The 14,901-nt window shown below is 34.4% G+C and carries 20 protein-coding genes; 17 read left to right on the top strand and 3 right to left on the bottom strand.

Going from position 1 to position 14,901, the window contains the following annotated elements:
* The first annotated feature begins 170 nt into the window (after positions 1 to 170).
* The 6 genes from Gferi_RS06050 (at position 171) to Gferi_RS06025 (ending at position 4,114) form a co-directional block, all read left to right on the top strand.
* A complete protein-coding gene (locus Gferi_RS06050) occupies positions 171 to 1,337 on the top strand; it encodes a hypothetical protein (protein WP_069974728.1) in 1,167 nt (388 codons plus the stop codon).
* A 61-nt stretch (positions 1,338 to 1,398) separates the two neighbouring features.
* Complete coding sequence (locus tag Gferi_RS06045) at positions 1,399 to 2,232, top strand: double zinc ribbon domain-containing protein (RefSeq protein WP_069974727.1); 834 nt, start codon at positions 1,399 to 1,401, stop codon at positions 2,230 to 2,232.
* A gap of 17 nt (positions 2,233 to 2,249) precedes the next feature.
* Positions 2,250 to 2,762, top strand: a complete 513-nt coding sequence (locus Gferi_RS06040) for a cytochrome b/b6 domain-containing protein (protein WP_069974726.1) — start codon at positions 2,250 to 2,252, stop codon at positions 2,760 to 2,762.
* Positions 2,740 to 3,051, top strand: coding sequence for a hypothetical protein (locus Gferi_RS06035; protein ID WP_069974725.1), 312 nt, complete (start codon positions 2,740 to 2,742; stop codon positions 3,049 to 3,051). The genes Gferi_RS06040 and Gferi_RS06035 overlap by 23 nt, the downstream gene beginning before the upstream one ends.
* Positions 3,041 to 3,385 (top strand): hypothetical protein, encoded by a 345-nt coding sequence (locus Gferi_RS06030; protein WP_069974724.1) that lies wholly within the window; start codon positions 3,041 to 3,043, stop codon positions 3,383 to 3,385. Before Gferi_RS06035 ends, Gferi_RS06030 begins: the two co-directional genes overlap by 11 nt.
* Before the next feature lie 15 nt (positions 3,386 to 3,400).
* Positions 3,401 to 4,114 (top strand): hypothetical protein, encoded by a 714-nt coding sequence (locus Gferi_RS06025; RefSeq protein ID WP_069974723.1) that lies wholly within the window; start codon positions 3,401 to 3,403, stop codon positions 4,112 to 4,114.
* A 215-nt stretch (positions 4,115 to 4,329) separates the two neighbouring features.
* Here the strand turns inward: Gferi_RS06025 and Gferi_RS06020 are convergent, their stop codons facing one another.
* Together Gferi_RS06020 and Gferi_RS06015 are read right to left on the bottom strand one after the other, a co-directional pair.
* Positions 4,330 to 4,647 (bottom strand): hypothetical protein, encoded by a 318-nt coding sequence (locus tag Gferi_RS06020; RefSeq protein WP_069974722.1) that lies wholly within the window; start codon positions 4,645 to 4,647, stop codon positions 4,330 to 4,332.
* A 28-nt stretch (positions 4,648 to 4,675) separates the two neighbouring features.
* Positions 4,676 to 5,821, bottom strand: a complete 1,146-nt coding sequence (locus Gferi_RS06015) for a ParM/StbA family protein (protein WP_069974721.1) — start codon at positions 5,819 to 5,821, stop codon at positions 4,676 to 4,678.
* 224 nt (positions 5,822 to 6,045) lie between these two features.
* Between Gferi_RS06015 and Gferi_RS06010 the strand changes: the two genes are divergently transcribed.
* Positions 6,046 to 6,312 (top strand): zinc ribbon domain-containing protein, encoded by a 267-nt coding sequence (locus Gferi_RS06010; protein ID WP_069974720.1) that lies wholly within the window; start codon positions 6,046 to 6,048, stop codon positions 6,310 to 6,312.
* A gap of 30 nt (positions 6,313 to 6,342) precedes the next feature.
* Here the strand turns inward: Gferi_RS06010 and Gferi_RS06005 are convergent, their stop codons facing one another.
* Entirely contained in the window at positions 6,343 to 6,570 is a 228-nt protein-coding gene (locus Gferi_RS06005) for an SHOCT domain-containing protein (RefSeq protein ID WP_069974719.1), read from the bottom strand.
* A gap of 659 nt (positions 6,571 to 7,229) precedes the next feature.
* Here Gferi_RS06005 and Gferi_RS05995 point away from each other — a divergent pair.
* From Gferi_RS05995 to Gferi_RS05955, 10 genes are all read left to right on the top strand, one after another.
* Positions 7,230 to 7,481 carry a hypothetical protein gene (locus tag Gferi_RS05995; protein WP_156782332.1) on the top strand — a complete coding sequence of 84 codons (252 nt, stop codon included), beginning with the start codon at positions 7,230 to 7,232 and terminating at the stop codon, positions 7,479 to 7,481.
* A gap of 99 nt (positions 7,482 to 7,580) precedes the next feature.
* The gene (locus Gferi_RS28590; RefSeq protein ID WP_069974716.1) at positions 7,581 to 8,339 is read left to right on the top strand and encodes a peptidoglycan-binding domain-containing protein; all 759 of its coding nucleotides are present in this window, start codon (positions 7,581 to 7,583) and stop codon (positions 8,337 to 8,339) included.
* Between the two features lie 149 nt (positions 8,340 to 8,488).
* Positions 8,489 to 8,815 carry a nitrous oxide-stimulated promoter family protein gene (locus tag Gferi_RS05985; protein ID WP_069974715.1) on the top strand — a complete coding sequence of 109 codons (327 nt, stop codon included), beginning with the start codon at positions 8,489 to 8,491 and terminating at the stop codon, positions 8,813 to 8,815.
* Positions 8,816 to 8,946: 131 nt separating this feature from the next.
* Positions 8,947 to 9,456, top strand: coding sequence for a hypothetical protein (locus Gferi_RS05980; protein WP_069974714.1), 510 nt, complete (start codon positions 8,947 to 8,949; stop codon positions 9,454 to 9,456).
* Positions 9,457 to 9,820: 364 nt separating this feature from the next.
* Positions 9,821 to 10,198, top strand: coding sequence for a hypothetical protein (locus Gferi_RS05975; protein WP_069974713.1), 378 nt, complete (start codon positions 9,821 to 9,823; stop codon positions 10,196 to 10,198).
* Positions 10,199 to 10,245: 47 nt separating this feature from the next.
* Entirely contained in the window at positions 10,246 to 10,668 is a 423-nt protein-coding gene (locus Gferi_RS05970) for a hypothetical protein (RefSeq protein WP_156782331.1), read from the top strand.
* 397 nt (positions 10,669 to 11,065) lie between these two features.
* Positions 11,066 to 11,575, top strand: coding sequence for a DUF2318 domain-containing protein (locus Gferi_RS05965; protein ID WP_236932703.1), 510 nt, complete (start codon positions 11,066 to 11,068; stop codon positions 11,573 to 11,575).
* Between the two features lie 82 nt (positions 11,576 to 11,657).
* Positions 11,658 to 13,295 carry a multicopper oxidase family protein gene (locus Gferi_RS05960; protein ID WP_069974711.1) on the top strand — a complete coding sequence of 546 codons (1,638 nt, stop codon included), beginning with the start codon at positions 11,658 to 11,660 and terminating at the stop codon, positions 13,293 to 13,295.
* Positions 13,296 to 13,819: 524 nt separating this feature from the next.
* Positions 13,820 to 13,990 (top strand): hypothetical protein, encoded by a 171-nt coding sequence (locus Gferi_RS27990; protein WP_156782330.1) that lies wholly within the window; start codon positions 13,820 to 13,822, stop codon positions 13,988 to 13,990.
* Positions 13,991 to 14,256: 266 nt separating this feature from the next.
* Positions 14,257 to 14,820 (top strand): class I SAM-dependent methyltransferase, encoded by a 564-nt coding sequence (locus Gferi_RS05955; RefSeq protein WP_069974710.1) that lies wholly within the window; start codon positions 14,257 to 14,259, stop codon positions 14,818 to 14,820.
* Positions 14,821 to 14,901: the final 81 nt, after the last annotated feature.

Here is a 14,901-nt window from a genome sequence, read left to right as displayed (position 1 = left end):
AAATATTAATTGCTGTTGCAGTAATTGTAGTCATAGCAGCCGTAGGATATGCTATTCACCACGCACTAAATCCTACTTCAATGCCAATGTAATGATATGAATAACTCTTAAAAGGCAGTATTGATCCAATAGTATTTGCTAATCTAAAAGCTTGAGGAGGAAAATACATTATGAAAAAGTTTCTAAACGGGCTTCTGGTGGTGTTTCTATTGGTGATTATTATTGGTGGAATAGGATATATCGGATATAGCACCTTGTTTATGAACCATGGAGGAATGAATGAGTCGCTAGATAACACGAGTGCATCAAATAGCACTGCAGACAACACTCCCGCCAATCAAAACCAGCAAAATATGCAGCATGGCTCCATGAATAACACCCCTCAAACCAATAATAATCAGCAGACAAACAGTAACCAAGGAGTACCCGAAATTGTAAATATTACTTTGCAAAATAAGGAAAGCCTAAAGAAGACAATATCTTTGCTAAATGAATCCATTAGCTATATGACATTAGATCCCTATGCACCTACTTCAAAAACACAGGAAAACATGGGAAAGATGGCAAATAATCAGTCGCAGACTGGTAACCAGGCAGAAAGTAATCGGGGCAATGAAATGCCTGCAGAAACTAACGCCGGCGGGACAACTATTAATATCTTTCCTCCAGGGAGTGCAGCTGCCAATCCGGCAGATCTCCAGAATCAGAACAATATGATGAATAATATGGGCACGACCTATGATCCAAATAAGATGGAACAATTACATTCAGGTCTATATAAACTAGCTGTTGGGATGCAGTTATTGACACAGCTGGACAATGAATTATCTTTTCAAGCGGAACAGGCTAGCGTAAATGTGCAAATACCTATGCAGTATTATTCAACGCAATATACATTGACATTGCAAAATAAAAGTAAGTTAAATCAGGCATTAGGATATATTAACGAGTCTGGAAATTTAGTAAACATCAACCCATATGTTTCTGAAAATGGTCTTATATATGACAAGGATAGAATGCAGCAGATTCATCAAAGTGTATTTAAACTAGCGCAAGGTGTAGGGCTGCTGAACAAACTCAATGACGACTTCATGAAACAGGCTGTGGTGATGAGCAATATGGCGCAACAATATGCTAACAATAACAACTCAGCTGCTATAAGCCATGGGTCTGTCCCTTCAGGTCTGTTGGATGGAATATTTAACAATATAAATGCATCTATGATTATCAATATCATTCTTATTGTATTCATCGCCGCATTTCTGTTTGGTATATTAGGTTTTGTTTTTAGTTTAGTAAAAACCTCAAATATCAAAACAAGGGAAGATGAAGCTTAACAACGAGGTATTAAAACTGACATCGTTTATGCTATGGTGACAGGAGAGGAGATGAGAAAGAATGTGGGAGACAATAAAGAATGATCCCCTGTTGAAAGTCATAACGATCCTAATCTTTGGTGTTTTGGGATTTGGATTTGCATTCAATATCATGTTTGGTAGAAATATTGGAGGCATGGGGCATGACGGTATGGGAGGAGCTTATCCTTTAGAGAATACATTGGCTTATATATTATCAATCGCTGTAAAGATACTGCTTATTGCGATCGTATTAGCAGCAATCATCACAGTATTTAAGGCAAGCAAAAAATATTTAGTTGAAGGGAATGCTATAAAAATGCCTGAATCCTTTAAAAACGATCCAGTACTCAAAGGGGCGTCTGTTTTATTACTTTCCTTGCTTGCTTTAGGAGTAATAACGGTGCTATTTAACAGTATGTTTGGTTTTAGTCCTCGATTTTACTACGCGCAAGGTAATGGATATGGATTTGGTGGAACCAGTCTAATGTTTATTTTAGCAAGATTACTGCTGTTGATATCCGGTATTGGATTCGTGGTGGCAATAGTTTTCTCCCTCAGAGAAAACCATAAAAAGCTGAATATAAAAAATATAAGCTTATTAAAATCTAAGGAACAGGCCCAGGTGATATGCAGCACTTGTCAAAACAAGACAGTAGAAGAACATGAATTTTGTCCAAACTGTGGAAAGAAACTTAAGGAAAAATGCAGTAACTGTCAGTCTGAATTGAAAGCAGCTTGGAAATGCTGCCCTAATTGTGGAAATGAAAGACTGGAAGATGGTATTTTGAAGGATTTAAATATTCAAGACAGCATGAATGCAGCACAAGTAAAGTCAAATACAACGGAAAAAGCAGAAGAAAAAGAAGATCAATAAACTGAGGGGTAATGACTATGAATATACGATTTGACTTTGTTATGCACTGGATATTTGCCATTGTTTGGGCGCTGCTGGCAATAAGCGGATTTGCAATGGCAGGTGCTAAATATGGATGGATTGTAAACTTTGATTATGTGACCGCTGACTATGTACATCGCTTAGCAGCTGCAATATTCGTGGTTATTACACTCATATCAATTTTTTATGAAATATACAGAGCTATGAAAAACGATACAAAATATCTGGCATGGTTTATTATCGGTAAGAGCGGATATCAATTGTTTACCTTTGTAACATCGCTAATACTCATCGTCACAGGTATTTTAATCTGGGTACATGAAGGTATTGGCATGGCAGGAATGGGTTTTGCGTTGTTCATCCACGAATATGTATCTTATATAGCTTTGGCAAGCGTAATCTGGCACATTTATAAAAAATGCCATGTGCTATTACCTCTGAAAAAGGCAGAAGGAAAGAAAACGAATAAGCAAGGGGGTAAGGCAGATGCTGCAAAAGATTTGGGTTAGACTCTTTATATGGTTTATGACAATCTTCTTCTTCTTCCTTGCCTCAGCTGTAATAATTTCTATGTTTAAGCCCGGTCCTACAGAAAATGAAGTCATGCTGTTTATGATGGGAATGATGAGTGCTATGGACAATTCTATGATGGGAGCAGCAATGAATATTATTCATGATAATCTCCTATTATCTGTTATCAATTTAACCACAGCAATGGCATTACCCATTATCATATTTTCTATCATGGTAGGCTTAGGACTGAGATTGACGCTGCGGAGGGATAGCAATGCTTCATAAGAAAAAACTCTATTTTTGGAGATTAGCCTTTATATTTGCTGCATTCGTTGTTATCACACTGGTTTTATTATGGAGCCAACCTCAAGCTGTGAATTCTGCTATGATGAATGAAAGCATGGGAGATACAATGAAAAGCATGCATGCTTCAAACATTACGATTTATAATTTGTTTACAAGAGCTGAAATACAAGACAAGATGCAGGAGATGCATAGTCATCATCAAAATCAGGCAACTCTTGTCTACAAGCTACACTTTCTGACCACCAGTACAGTATTTCTTTTGCTTCCACTTATTATAGGTGGTTCAATAATTTTGGCAATAGTCTGGATATGATGCGAGGTGATGTGGGTGAATATATTAGGTTCATTGGGACAAATATACATGTTCGTCCTATTAGCACTATTGTTTTTAGGTACCGGCTTTGCCATCTGGGGATTTCTACAATTCTTTGGAGAGAAAAATAAGAAAAAACCAAACGTAGGAGGAGGTATTCCGGCAGGCAAACCACAAGATAATCTTCTAAAGGGAGAAAACACAACAACAATGAAAAAGGGAGGTTTTATCATGGGTAACAATGGATGGTTTAAATTAGCAGTATTTTCTTTTGTGGGAATATTAATTAGTGTAGCCGTATTAGGCTTAGTTTCTGCAAACGGATCATCAGCAAACAATATTCACCTGCAACATCAGCAGCAAGACCAGTATCAGAATGCAATGGGCAGTATGAATAATGGCATGCCGATGGGTAATATGAGTGGTAATATGCAGATGCAGGGTGGTATGAGCGTTAATATGCCAATGCAAGGATATATGCCGACACAAGGGAATATGCCAATGGATTATAATACAATGATGATGCAGCAAATCTATCAAATGCAAATGCAGATGAACCAAATTCAGCAGCAGTTAAATATGATGAATGGAAACACGCAGATGCAAGGCGGAATGAGCAGTACGCCTCAGAGTGGAAGTATGAGTAGTATGCCTTCAGGTGGAGGTATGGGTATGATGAACATGGGTGGTATGTCTTCCGGTGGCGGCGGAGGCATGGGAATGATGTAAATCCTCAAAAAGATAAGCCTTTTGGTTTTCCTTTTTGCCATAGAAGTTATTACCTGAAAATGTATTTAATGATACCAAAAAGTGAAATAGAGCTGATTAAAATGCCTAGCTTCATAAAAAAGACCTAACACCTTTGTAATATTGATAGGGTGTTGGGTCTTTTTAACGAATTGATTTCAGCTATAGAATTATATGATTTACAAAATTGACTAGTATTATACTGAAAGCATTTTTTTCTTTTCTTTCTGCTCTTCTTTAAAAGCAGCAAGATTTGATTCTTGCCAATCATATAAACTATCCAAAAATGAAGCTTCGTCTATATATTGATTATCTTGGGGAATTTGATTTTTTTCAAAGCTGAGATGCTGTTCAGTGATAGGATGATTATCCTTAATGTAATCATATACCAACATAACAAGTTCTTCAGCTAATCTTTGATCATCCTGCATTCTTTCAAACCATTCAATAACTTCTTTAGAAGTAGAAGAAGGCAAGGTTATAGTGTAGTTATATTTGGAGAATCTTTCAAACATAGATAACCTCCTTTGTGCATATCCAAAATTAGTCCACCATTGTAGCAGCTGCAAATCCGAGAGCAGAATTATTATGAATTTCATTTTTAATTTTATTTGCATTTTTCCATGCACCGATAGCATTTAACATAACCGCATTATTACTGAAGATCATAGGTATTCTGTGCAAATGCTTTTGAATCATTTCTTTAAAGAGTAAGGAACCACCGCCGCATAGAATGATTAATCCAATGTCCGGCAGTTGAATACCGGATGCTGCTGTTTTTGAAGTAAACTCTTCGACGAGTTGTCTGCCCTCATAATCAATCAGTTGCTTACAAATTTCATGGAGATTCGAAATTTCTTGGCCGTAAATCAGTAATTTTTCATTACGAATGATAGTATTGTCCAGTTTATGTCTAGGGACGGTTACCTTATATTCCGTTTTTAAATAATCTATAATTCGGTTTAATGGGTCAATGGTTCCTTTGTCAATTCCGAAAAAAGTTCTGAGCTCAAAGTTTTGAATAACTGTGATATCGGAGGTTAATGCGCCCACATCAAATCCAAGGATTGTTCGTTCAGAATAGTTTCTCTCATATTCATCCAGCAGTTCACCGCTATCGTCGTACATAATTGCATTGATTGCACATAAACCTTCCGGTTGAACAGTTATACCGACGATTTCAAATTCAACCTCAATACTATTGAATATAGGGTTTAAGAATTTTACAGAATGCGTTCCTTTAAGCTTTTGCTCTAGTAGAGAAACACTTTCTCTATTATTTTTAAAATATTCTTCAGTGGGAAGCATGGTACCTAGAACAATTTTTTCGTGAATTTTTCTCGTATTAGGTTTTAACAAAGAGAGTGCTATGGATGTAAGAAGAACAATCAGTGTGTCTGTGTCATTGGCTTTGCCTGTATGGCGGTCTGCAACGGTTCGTTCTTTTAAGATGCCTTTATTAAAATTGTAAGCCATTCCTCCAACAAAATACTTACCAAGGTATTCGTTTTTATTTTTAACTTCTACCTCTAATAAATTCAAAGGATATCTTGTATCTTCCTGTACAATCCTTCTTTCATGCCAAGGAGCAAGAATATTCATGATAAATAATTCTCTTTTGGAAGGCCCTATGATTTTAAATGCATCATTTCCCAGATCGGCCCCTACTGTTAAAATGTTGTTTTTCATTTGCTACTCCCCCTTCTATTACCCAATGTTAATTAACTAAAACTTGATAGGAATATTATACATTTTATAATAAGGCCAATCAATATTTTAGAAATTAAGTTAAAATTTTACAAAATAAAATAAAAGATGTTATTTAGAAACAAAAAAAGACAAGAATCTCTTTTGACTATCAGAGAAAAAAAAAATATACTATAGTTAAAGTCAAATTTTCAGGGGGGAATATTGTGGAAAAACAGCAAAAAATGCAAAAAAGTTTTTTGCCTAATGTTTGTACCAATTGTGGTGAAATGCTGCAAGAAGATTGGAGCTTTTGTCCCTTCTGTAATAAAAAAGTAGAAAAAAAGGCGTGTAAATTTTGTGAAATGGAATTGAGAGCAAGTTGGAGCTATTGTCCCTACTGCAGCAAGAATCAGAACGAGACGGATAAGCATAAATATGAATATGGTAATGAGTGGTTACGAGAAATACTCAATAACAATAACGACCATTAAAAATGACGGGGTATATATCCCGCCATATTTTTATTCAAGATTTCTTTTAATTTTTAAATACTCTTCTTCAGATATTTCTCCTTTAGCATATCGCTCTTTTAGAATTTCCATAGGTTTATTTGCAATTAAATTAGGCGCATGAGGGTGATCATTATTATAGTTATTTAGCTCAGTTGGTTTTTGGGGAAAAGCGACTCTGAGTAAATAAACAAACCCCCATATAATTAGAATTGCAAAAAGAAGAGGAAAAAGAAACATACACGAACACCTCCTTTGCTTAAATCTTTTCTTTATTATAGAGGATTAATATGGAGATTTTATGAACATGAAAATAAATTATTTAAATTATACGATATACTTTAATAAGTATATCAAACAATAAGTTTGCACGAGTAGTAAAAAAGCAAAGAAGTCTTAAGTGGCTTCTTTGCTTTTTTGCTTTATATGCTACAGTAAGTGATTGAAATTCAACAGTAGAATATTTGATCTGAAAGTTACTTAGCAAAAACACCCCAACATCTAAAGCATGAGTACCTTGGCACAAAACTTGCTTTATTATACTAAAGCAGCATCACCTATATATCTATTTATTGTCAGCCTTATCACCATTATTACACAAATCAATATTGGGAGGATCATCTTTTTGACAAGTGGATATGGACTATTAGGAAAAATGATTATAAGTGGACTTGTAATATTTCCTATGGAATTTTTTATATAATAGGAAAGTCCTACTTTTCCTATTATATAAAAAATAGGGGTTGTAGGGGATGAAATCCCCTGCCGTACTAAAGAGGGTACTCAGACTGCGATAACAGTCGTCGAAGGGAACCTAGGGTTTAATGTAAGCATTTTGGCTGGAGCAGGTATATATTTATTTCTATTTATTTATGATCCATTGAAAAAAGGAGGCGAGTATGATGGTTAAGATTTTTATTTGTACAGAGTGTAAAAGCAATAAATGTGGTCAAGAGAGAGCGATTGAAATATATGAAGAATTTAGAAACTATACCCATGCAGTTGGGGAAATCGAGTTGATTATGACGAAATGTCAATGCAAAGAAGGTTGTAAAGGACATACTATTCAGATTGATCAAGAGCTGTATGTCGGTATTGAGGCAGATGAGATTAAAGAACTGCTGTATCTTCACTTTGGGCAAAAAAGATAAGAGAAGAACGTGATAGGTAAATAGCAATGTAATGAAAATCTGGAAAGGAGGTGATGGACAAGCAGACTAGGAAATATCTGATAAGAATAAGGGGGAAAAATGAAAAAGAAGCAACTATTAACAGGGATGATAAGCCTTGTTTTACTCATCAATCCAATTGAAGCAGCCAGTACTTATGCAGCGGATAAAACTGCGGAAAATAGCACATTGCGATCAGGTATGAAGGGACAAGCCGTTGTAAATCCCCAGCAAAAGCTTAAAGAACTAGGTTATTTTGAATATAAAGTAACGGGTTATTTTGGAGAGATTACAAAAACATCAGTGAAAGATTTCCAAGAGACTCAAAACCTGAGAGTAGATGGTATTGCAGGCTCAGCAACTCTAATGCTTTTAAACAGCAATGGCAAGAATAATCCGGTCATAGTATCAAGAGGCATGGATACTTCAAATGTTTCTGAGTGGAGTTGGTTTGGAAAGATTAAGAATATAGTTCCGAGGGGTACTGTTTTTAAAACTATCGATGTGGAAACTGGTAAAGAATTTAATGCAAAACGCACCTATGGGACAAATCATGCAGATTCTGAGACATTAACTAAAGAAGATACAGCTATAATGAAGGAACTATATGGCCAGAAATGGTCATGGGATAGACGAGCTATTATTGTCGAGATAGGAGATCAGAGGCTTCCAGCTTCTATGGCGGGAATGCCTCATGGAACACAGTTTATAAAAGATAATAACATGGAAGGTCATTTTGACATACATTTTCTAGGAAGTAAAACCCATGGAACAAACAGGGTTGATCCATGGCATCAGAAGACAGTTCAAACTGCTCAGAGTAATATAGATAAGAAGTAAGACTAATGAATACCTAGATTTTGTGGAAACAAAATCTAGGTATTCATAGGATGAAGTTCAGATATCTAATAATGGTAATTCCGATGAAGCTAAGAAATCCTTAGATTTATGATTACTTAATAATATGATAGTATGGGGTAGATGCAGAAATGAAGAAAGATATATCTATACTGCTTGATTTTATTTATGTTTACTGTGAACACATTCATGGAGAAGCAAAGAAGTCTCCTGTCCTGTATAAAAATTTGGACTTAGAAAAAACGGTATGTCTTTGTAAGGAATGTAGCGATTTAGCTATATATGCAATAGATAGACGTATGGACTGTCCATTTATTCATAAACCACCTTGCAAAAAATGTGAAATCAGATGCTATTCTGAAGACTATAGAGAGGAAATCAGAAAGGTAATGAGATACTCAGGAACTTACTTTATTAGAAGAGGAAGAATTGATTATCTCATAAAATATTTTCTTTAACTTGAGATTGATTTTATGCTATGATTTAAGATTTATACTAAATCAAAGCTATGATAGCGTAAGCCAATTGAACACAAGTTTTCAGCCTAATAATGTTTACAAGGCAACATTTAGGTGAATCTCAGCGGCAGATGAGTGTCCAGAATAAAGTAGATAATAGTAACGTACAATGTTTAAACTGTGGACAACTATTAGAACATAACCACAAGTTTTGTCCGATCTGTGGCCAAGGCGTAAAAATTCTGGTTACGGATAAAGATTCTTTTATACATCTATCAGATAGGAAAGTTAATATCATAAGCAAAAAGTCTGAGAACAAAGAGGAGTTGAAAAAGGCTGAAATCAGTGAATCTACAGATGATTTTTCAGAACAAGATCAAGGTGCGTTATATGAGGCGCCATCTGATATACAAGAGAACAATGAGATGAATGACCTAAAAGATACAGATTTAAAACAAAGCGGAGATGGAATAGCAAGAGAGACCTACGACAATATCTTTAATATTTGTAGTAGCGAAGATATCGACGAAAACCAGGAAATAGTGAGAGAGAATACCATATTAAAAGCAGAGGAGCTACAAAAAAGCTATAGAGGTAAAACGAGCAATAAGAAAAATAGGCGTAAGGAGCCGTTAAAATAAGATAAATTTCATATTAGAATACATGTCCTGGTAGATATCTGCCAGGTCTTATTTTGAAAATTTCTTCTTTATAATACAAGCTGTTATATCAGATAATGTGTTGAATATTCCACAGGCTTCTGTAGAAATTTGTACAGGAGAGATTTTATAGGCTGAAAGATAAGACAGTAGGTACTAAAGATTTTGAAAAGGAGGAATTGAAATAAGTACGAATCTAAGACGACTTTATAATGAATATTAGTGTTTCCAAAGGCTTTAGGATATAGAAGGGAAAAAACACTTATAAGCATTAAAATTGGCATGACTATTGCTACAAATGTAATCGTAATCAGAATGATCTAGGGAAAGGAGGTGAAGGTAAAGAATGAAAGGAAATGCTTTTATTAAGATGGCTGTAATTTCTTTGGTTGCAATCCTAGGATTGTGGGTGCTTCAAGGAGTATTATTCAGTCCAGGAGTAAATGTAGGGTATAACATAAGAGGACATATGGGAGGTGGATATATGTATATGGGAACAGGCTTTGCATACGGAGGTACAATATCATATTTACTATTGCTTATGGTGAAAGTACTGTTTGTAGTGTTTACTATCAGTTTGGTAGCAGGAATAATCCTTTGGATCAAGAACAACTTGTTTACAAGGGAAGAGATAGAGACAATCAAAGGGACCTTTACTGGGAACAAGCAGATAGCTAATATACAAGATAGCGTAATCCAAAGTCATGAAGTTAGCGTTGAATAGAAGATTTACTTTATTATAAAACAAAAAATTACAAAATGGGAGGAATAATGATGACAAAGAATCCATGGTTTAAACTAGCTGCAATATCTCTTACAGGAATTGTAATTAGCTTTGCTGTATTATGGGGTATCAATGAATTTAGCAGATATAACAACATGAATATGGGTTATAACAACATGAATGCAGGGTATGGCAATAACATGAATATGGGCTACGATAACAACATGAATATGATGCCAATGAACAATGTGAACGGCATGAATATGCAAGGCAACATGAACATGCAAGGTGGTATGAATATGAACGGCGGAATGAATATGATGCCAATGAACAATATGAGTGGCATGAACATGCAAGGTAGTATGAGCATGAACGGCGGAATGAATATGATGCCAATGAACAATATGAACGGTATGAACATGCAAGGTAGTATGGGTATGATGGGCAACATGATGGGCGGCATGATGTAAGTTAATAAGAAAGAAATAAATATACTTGGCGGGTTACAGCTAAGTATATTTATTTTTCAAGATAAAATATCATTAGTAAGTTCAAACTGAATGAATAAGCACCTAATACAAACAACCAACAGATGGGTCAAATGCCGTTATATTATATTTATACTGCCAATGAAGATAATGTTCCAATATCTTATAATAAATGGACGATTGACAGGAGATTTTAAAATATTGGAGTTTTTGTTTTACAAATTATGTCGTAAGCTTAATGTAATATTTTTATATTATAGATATTTCATTATTTTTTATGAAAAATTTAGCAAAAGATTTTCTATACCCCTTATCTCCATATAATCTCCATATATTTTTAATATAATATTTGCAAACTAGAATTTAGGAGGCGAGAAAAATGAAGAAAGAGACGAAGAACTATAAGAAAAGTAAATCTACGAATTTATATTTCATAATAGCTTCTATTATATTGTTAATAGGGGTAGGATACTACACTTCTAACATTAAAACCGATAAGGCAATTGAAATATCCATGGATTTCGCAGGAAACTTGATTATTAAAAAGGTTGAGATATCAGAAAAAGTGAGTTTCTATCCTTACAAAGATGGAGATACCTATATGGAAGTATTAGCTGTTAAAGCATCCGATGGTACCATTAGAACAGCGTTGAATACATGCCAGATATGTTTTGATTCGGGTAGAGGCTACTATTTACAACAGGGAGATACAGTAGTCTGCCAAAACTGTGGAAATGTATTTAAGATAGATGATATAGAAAAGGTTAAAAATGGTTGTAATCCTGTTCCGGTTATGGATGAAAATAAAATAGAGGATGGAGAAATTATAACAATTGCTAAAGAGTTTTTGAGTGAGAATAGGGAGTTTTTTATCAATTGGAAGAAATAGTAGCTGCATTATAAAACACCTATCATACTAAGAAAAATTAAATAGGACAGAAATGTAATTAAATAAAAACGGGGGAGTAGAAATGAGCAACAGATTAATTACTGTGTTAGCAATAGCAGCAACCATCGTCATGTTTTTTTCATTTGTTACATTCCAGCGCAATCAGGCTTTAATGGTCAACCTAAAAATGGGACAATATAATTATCAAATCAATAATAATACAAATCAAGATAGGGTTGGAGATCAAGGAAAAACCTCTCAACTGAATACTTTGAATAGTCATGATTATTCTAAAGGGATTGTTAAACCTAAGGAGGGGCAAACTATAAAGAGATTTTTGCTGGTAGCCAAGGAAACGAATCTTGAAATAAAAGAGGGAGTTACTATCCCTGTATGGACATATAATGGGACCGTTCCTGGTGAGGAGATCCGAGTAACAGAAGGTGATTTTGTTCAGGTTGAGTTAAAGAATGCACTAACTGAACCAGTGACAATTCATTGGCATGGATATCCGCTAGATTCGGTCATGGATGGGGTACCAGGTTTTAATCAAGATGCAGTAAGGCCTGGAGAAACCTTTGTATATGAATTTTCTGCTGATGTACCCGGAACCTATTGGTATCACTCTCATCAGGAAGGATCCAAGCAGGTTGATAAAGGATTATACGGAGCATTGATCGTAGAACCTAAAAATAAGAGTAAGATAGATAAAGATTATACCTTGATTTTGGATGAATGGATGGAGAATTCCATGGAAGAAATGAGTGGGATGGAAAACGATGGCGGTCATGGAAGTATGGATATGTCTAATTCTGAAGAAAATGATCCAGTTATGGAAGAAGAGGAAATGATGGCCTATGCCTATGATATCTATACTGTTAATGGGAAGTCGGGTGGATTAATCAAACCAATTGGTGTAAAGAAAGGCGATGTAGTAAGACTCAGATTTATTAATGCTGGATATAGATCCCATGGAATACACATTCCAGGTCAAGATATAAAGATTGTAAGTACAGATGGACAAGATATTCATGGCGCAGATTTAATTAAGGATCAGATAATCTTAATAGCTCCTGGAGAAAGATATGACATAGAGTTCACAGTCACATCCGATGAAAACTTTATCATTGATGTACATGATGATAACGCATATAATGATCAGCTACAAATCCCCGTAGTGATTGCTGATGGAAATGGAATGACAAGAATAGAAGAAGAGTTGGTGGAATATTCTCTGTTTAGTTTAGAGAACTATGGCCAATTTGGAACAGGAAGATTTACATTAGATCAATTATATGATATTGATTATACGGTTCAGTTAGATGCTTCAGGAAACGACAAAGGGATGAGATACACAATTAATGATAAGACTTTTGATGAACTGCCATTGCTTAAGTTAAGAACAGGAAATACGGTGAAATTTACCTATGTTAATAATAGCAAAGTGGATCATCCAATGCATTTGCATGGACATTTTTTCCAAATCCTTTCGAAAAATGATATTCCAGTTGCCGGTGCTGCTATTATGAAGGATACCCTACTGGTAAAACCAGGAGAGAAATTCGTAGTGGCCTTTGAAGCCGATAATTCTGGTAGATGGGTACAACATTGTCATGAATTGCATCATGCTGCTGCTGGAATGATGCAGGGAATTGAATACGAGGATTTTGTGCCAAACTATATATCTAATCCTCAGGATACGTATAATAAACCTGAGTAAGTTTTCACAAAAATAAGGTAGATGACTATTCTTGAATTAGTATGTTAAGTTACTAAATAAGACGCTTTTAAAATAATAAGAGACTCTAGCTAAAACTGGAGTTTCTTATCATTTTGATATAGAAGAGAATGAAGCTATGGAAAATCTGTATCTGTAAAGAAGCTTATTTAAGCTTTTATTTGGATCAACTTATTTTCTTTAATTATACCTGCTTATTAAATGAAGAAAGATATATTTTTATATGAGAAATTATTACTGAATAAAAAAATGATGAAAAATCCAGCGTATTGTTACTCTTGGTATAATATAAGCAAAAGAGGAGAATAGAGAGTAAAATGGCATGGATATTGCATTGTTTTTATGCAAGTGATTTTGATACTAAAGTAAGGAGATGGACACAGTGGAAACATTCAAAAGAATTGTTGTTTCATCAACGATTATAGTTTTACTCATAGGATTTTCTGTAGGTGTTTTGAATATACACCATTTCATTTAAAGGATAACCGAAGAAAGGAGTGATTAAATTGATTATAGGATTAAGGATACTATATTTATTCTTTATAGGATATATGATTTATCGTATGGTCAAAGGGGGAGGATGTTGTGGTGGACATAGACATCAAGGGCATAAGGATTCAAAGATAGATGAAAAAAAGACTATTACTGAAGAAGAAAAGAAAAAGCAATTGATGTAATTTAGTGAGAGTACAATTTATCCAAAAAAAAGAAATATACAACAGGCAAGTAGTGAAGAAGTTCAATATGCTACAACAGGTGTTGTAAATACCTCAGAATATTCCAGAACTCAATGAAGAATAGCGTGAAATATAAAGATCCATTTGTTTGTAGTATTATTAGCAGTAAAATTTATTAAACTATTTATTGGAAGTATTTTTGCGATTGGAGTTCTAGGCTGCATTTCACTTCGAAAGCAAGCTGTATACAATGTGAGGTGAATGATATGAATTATGAACAAAGGTTATTTTTAAAAAACTTTATACAACAACCTGACATAATAGGATCAATAGCGCCTAGTTCAAAATATCTATGTTTTAGCATGCTGAAAAACATTAACTTTGAAAGCAGTAAATGTATTGTTGAATATGGGTCAGGGACTGGTATATTCACGAAGGAAATAATACGTAGAAAGAAGAAGGATACTTTATTTATATCCTTTGAATTAAACAAAGATATGTTTAGTAGATTGAAAAGTCTACACTCCCCTAAGGATAATATATACATTATAAATGATTCAGCTGAAAATATGATGGATTATTTAACGCAGCAGGGGTTTAACGAGGTAGATTATATTATATCAGGGTTACCCTTTACTGTTTTACCTAGGAAAGTAAGTTTGAGAATACTTAATAATACCTTCCAGGTGCTTAGCAATAAGGGAGATTTTATAACGTTTCAATACTCATTACATTTTTTAAGTACTTTAAAAGAGATATTTCCTAAAGTAAAGCTAGGGATTCAGCTATTGAATATTCCGCCAGCTTTTATCTATTACTGTAAAAAATAGAATCTTCAACTAGCGAATAATAAGAGTGCAATGAAAAGGTGGACTTTGCTATCTTTTGGAATATTATTTTTAATTATGAGA

The sequence above is a fragment of the Geosporobacter ferrireducens genome (assembly GCF_001750685.1).
Taxonomy (GTDB): Bacteria; Bacillota; Clostridia; order Peptostreptococcales; family Thermotaleaceae; genus Geosporobacter; species Geosporobacter ferrireducens.
Note: the sequence above shows the minus strand (reverse complement) of the source record. Positions and strands in the feature narration are given on the sequence as shown.

Excerpts from the sequence above, each read along its gene's own strand:
- Gferi_RS06030 (WP_069974724.1), top strand. The coding sequence starts at position 3,041 with ATGCTTCATAAGAAAAAACTCTATTTTTGGAGATTAGCCTTTATATTT.
- Gferi_RS06050 (WP_069974728.1), top strand. The coding sequence starts at position 171 with ATGAAAAAGTTTCTAAACGGGCTTCTGGTGGTGTTTCTATTGGTGATT.
- Gferi_RS05975 (WP_069974713.1), top strand. The coding sequence starts at position 9,821 with ATGAAAGGAAATGCTTTTATTAAGATGGCTGTAATTTCTTTGGTTGCA.
- Gferi_RS06020 (WP_069974722.1), bottom strand. The coding sequence starts at position 4,647 with ATGTTTGAAAGATTCTCCAAATATAACTACACTATAACCTTGCCTTCT.
- Gferi_RS05970 (WP_156782331.1), top strand. The coding sequence starts at position 10,246 with ATGATGACAAAGAATCCATGGTTTAAACTAGCTGCAATATCTCTTACA.
- Gferi_RS05995 (WP_156782332.1), top strand. The coding sequence starts at position 7,230 with ATGATGGTTAAGATTTTTATTTGTACAGAGTGTAAAAGCAATAAATGT.
- Gferi_RS06005 (WP_069974719.1), bottom strand. The coding sequence starts at position 6,570 with ATGTTTCTTTTTCCTCTTCTTTTTGCAATTCTAATTATATGGGGGTTT.
- Gferi_RS05955 (WP_069974710.1), top strand. The coding sequence starts at position 14,257 with ATGAATTATGAACAAAGGTTATTTTTAAAAAACTTTATACAACAACCT.
- Gferi_RS05980 (WP_069974714.1), top strand. The coding sequence starts at position 8,947 with ATGAGTGTCCAGAATAAAGTAGATAATAGTAACGTACAATGTTTAAAC.
- Gferi_RS06045 (WP_069974727.1), top strand. The coding sequence starts at position 1,399 with ATGTGGGAGACAATAAAGAATGATCCCCTGTTGAAAGTCATAACGATC.
- Gferi_RS05965 (WP_236932703.1), top strand. The coding sequence starts at position 11,066 with ATGAAGAAAGAGACGAAGAACTATAAGAAAAGTAAATCTACGAATTTA.
- Gferi_RS06015 (WP_069974721.1), bottom strand. The coding sequence starts at position 5,821 with ATGAAAAACAACATTTTAACAGTAGGGGCCGATCTGGGAAATGATGCA.
- Gferi_RS05960 (WP_069974711.1), top strand. The coding sequence starts at position 11,658 with ATGAGCAACAGATTAATTACTGTGTTAGCAATAGCAGCAACCATCGTC.
- Gferi_RS06035 (WP_069974725.1), top strand. The coding sequence starts at position 2,740 with ATGCTGCAAAAGATTTGGGTTAGACTCTTTATATGGTTTATGACAATC.
- Gferi_RS28590 (WP_069974716.1), top strand. The coding sequence starts at position 7,581 with ATGAAAAAGAAGCAACTATTAACAGGGATGATAAGCCTTGTTTTACTC.
- Gferi_RS06040 (WP_069974726.1), top strand. The coding sequence starts at position 2,250 with ATGAATATACGATTTGACTTTGTTATGCACTGGATATTTGCCATTGTT.
- Gferi_RS05985 (WP_069974715.1), top strand. The coding sequence starts at position 8,489 with ATGAAGAAAGATATATCTATACTGCTTGATTTTATTTATGTTTACTGT.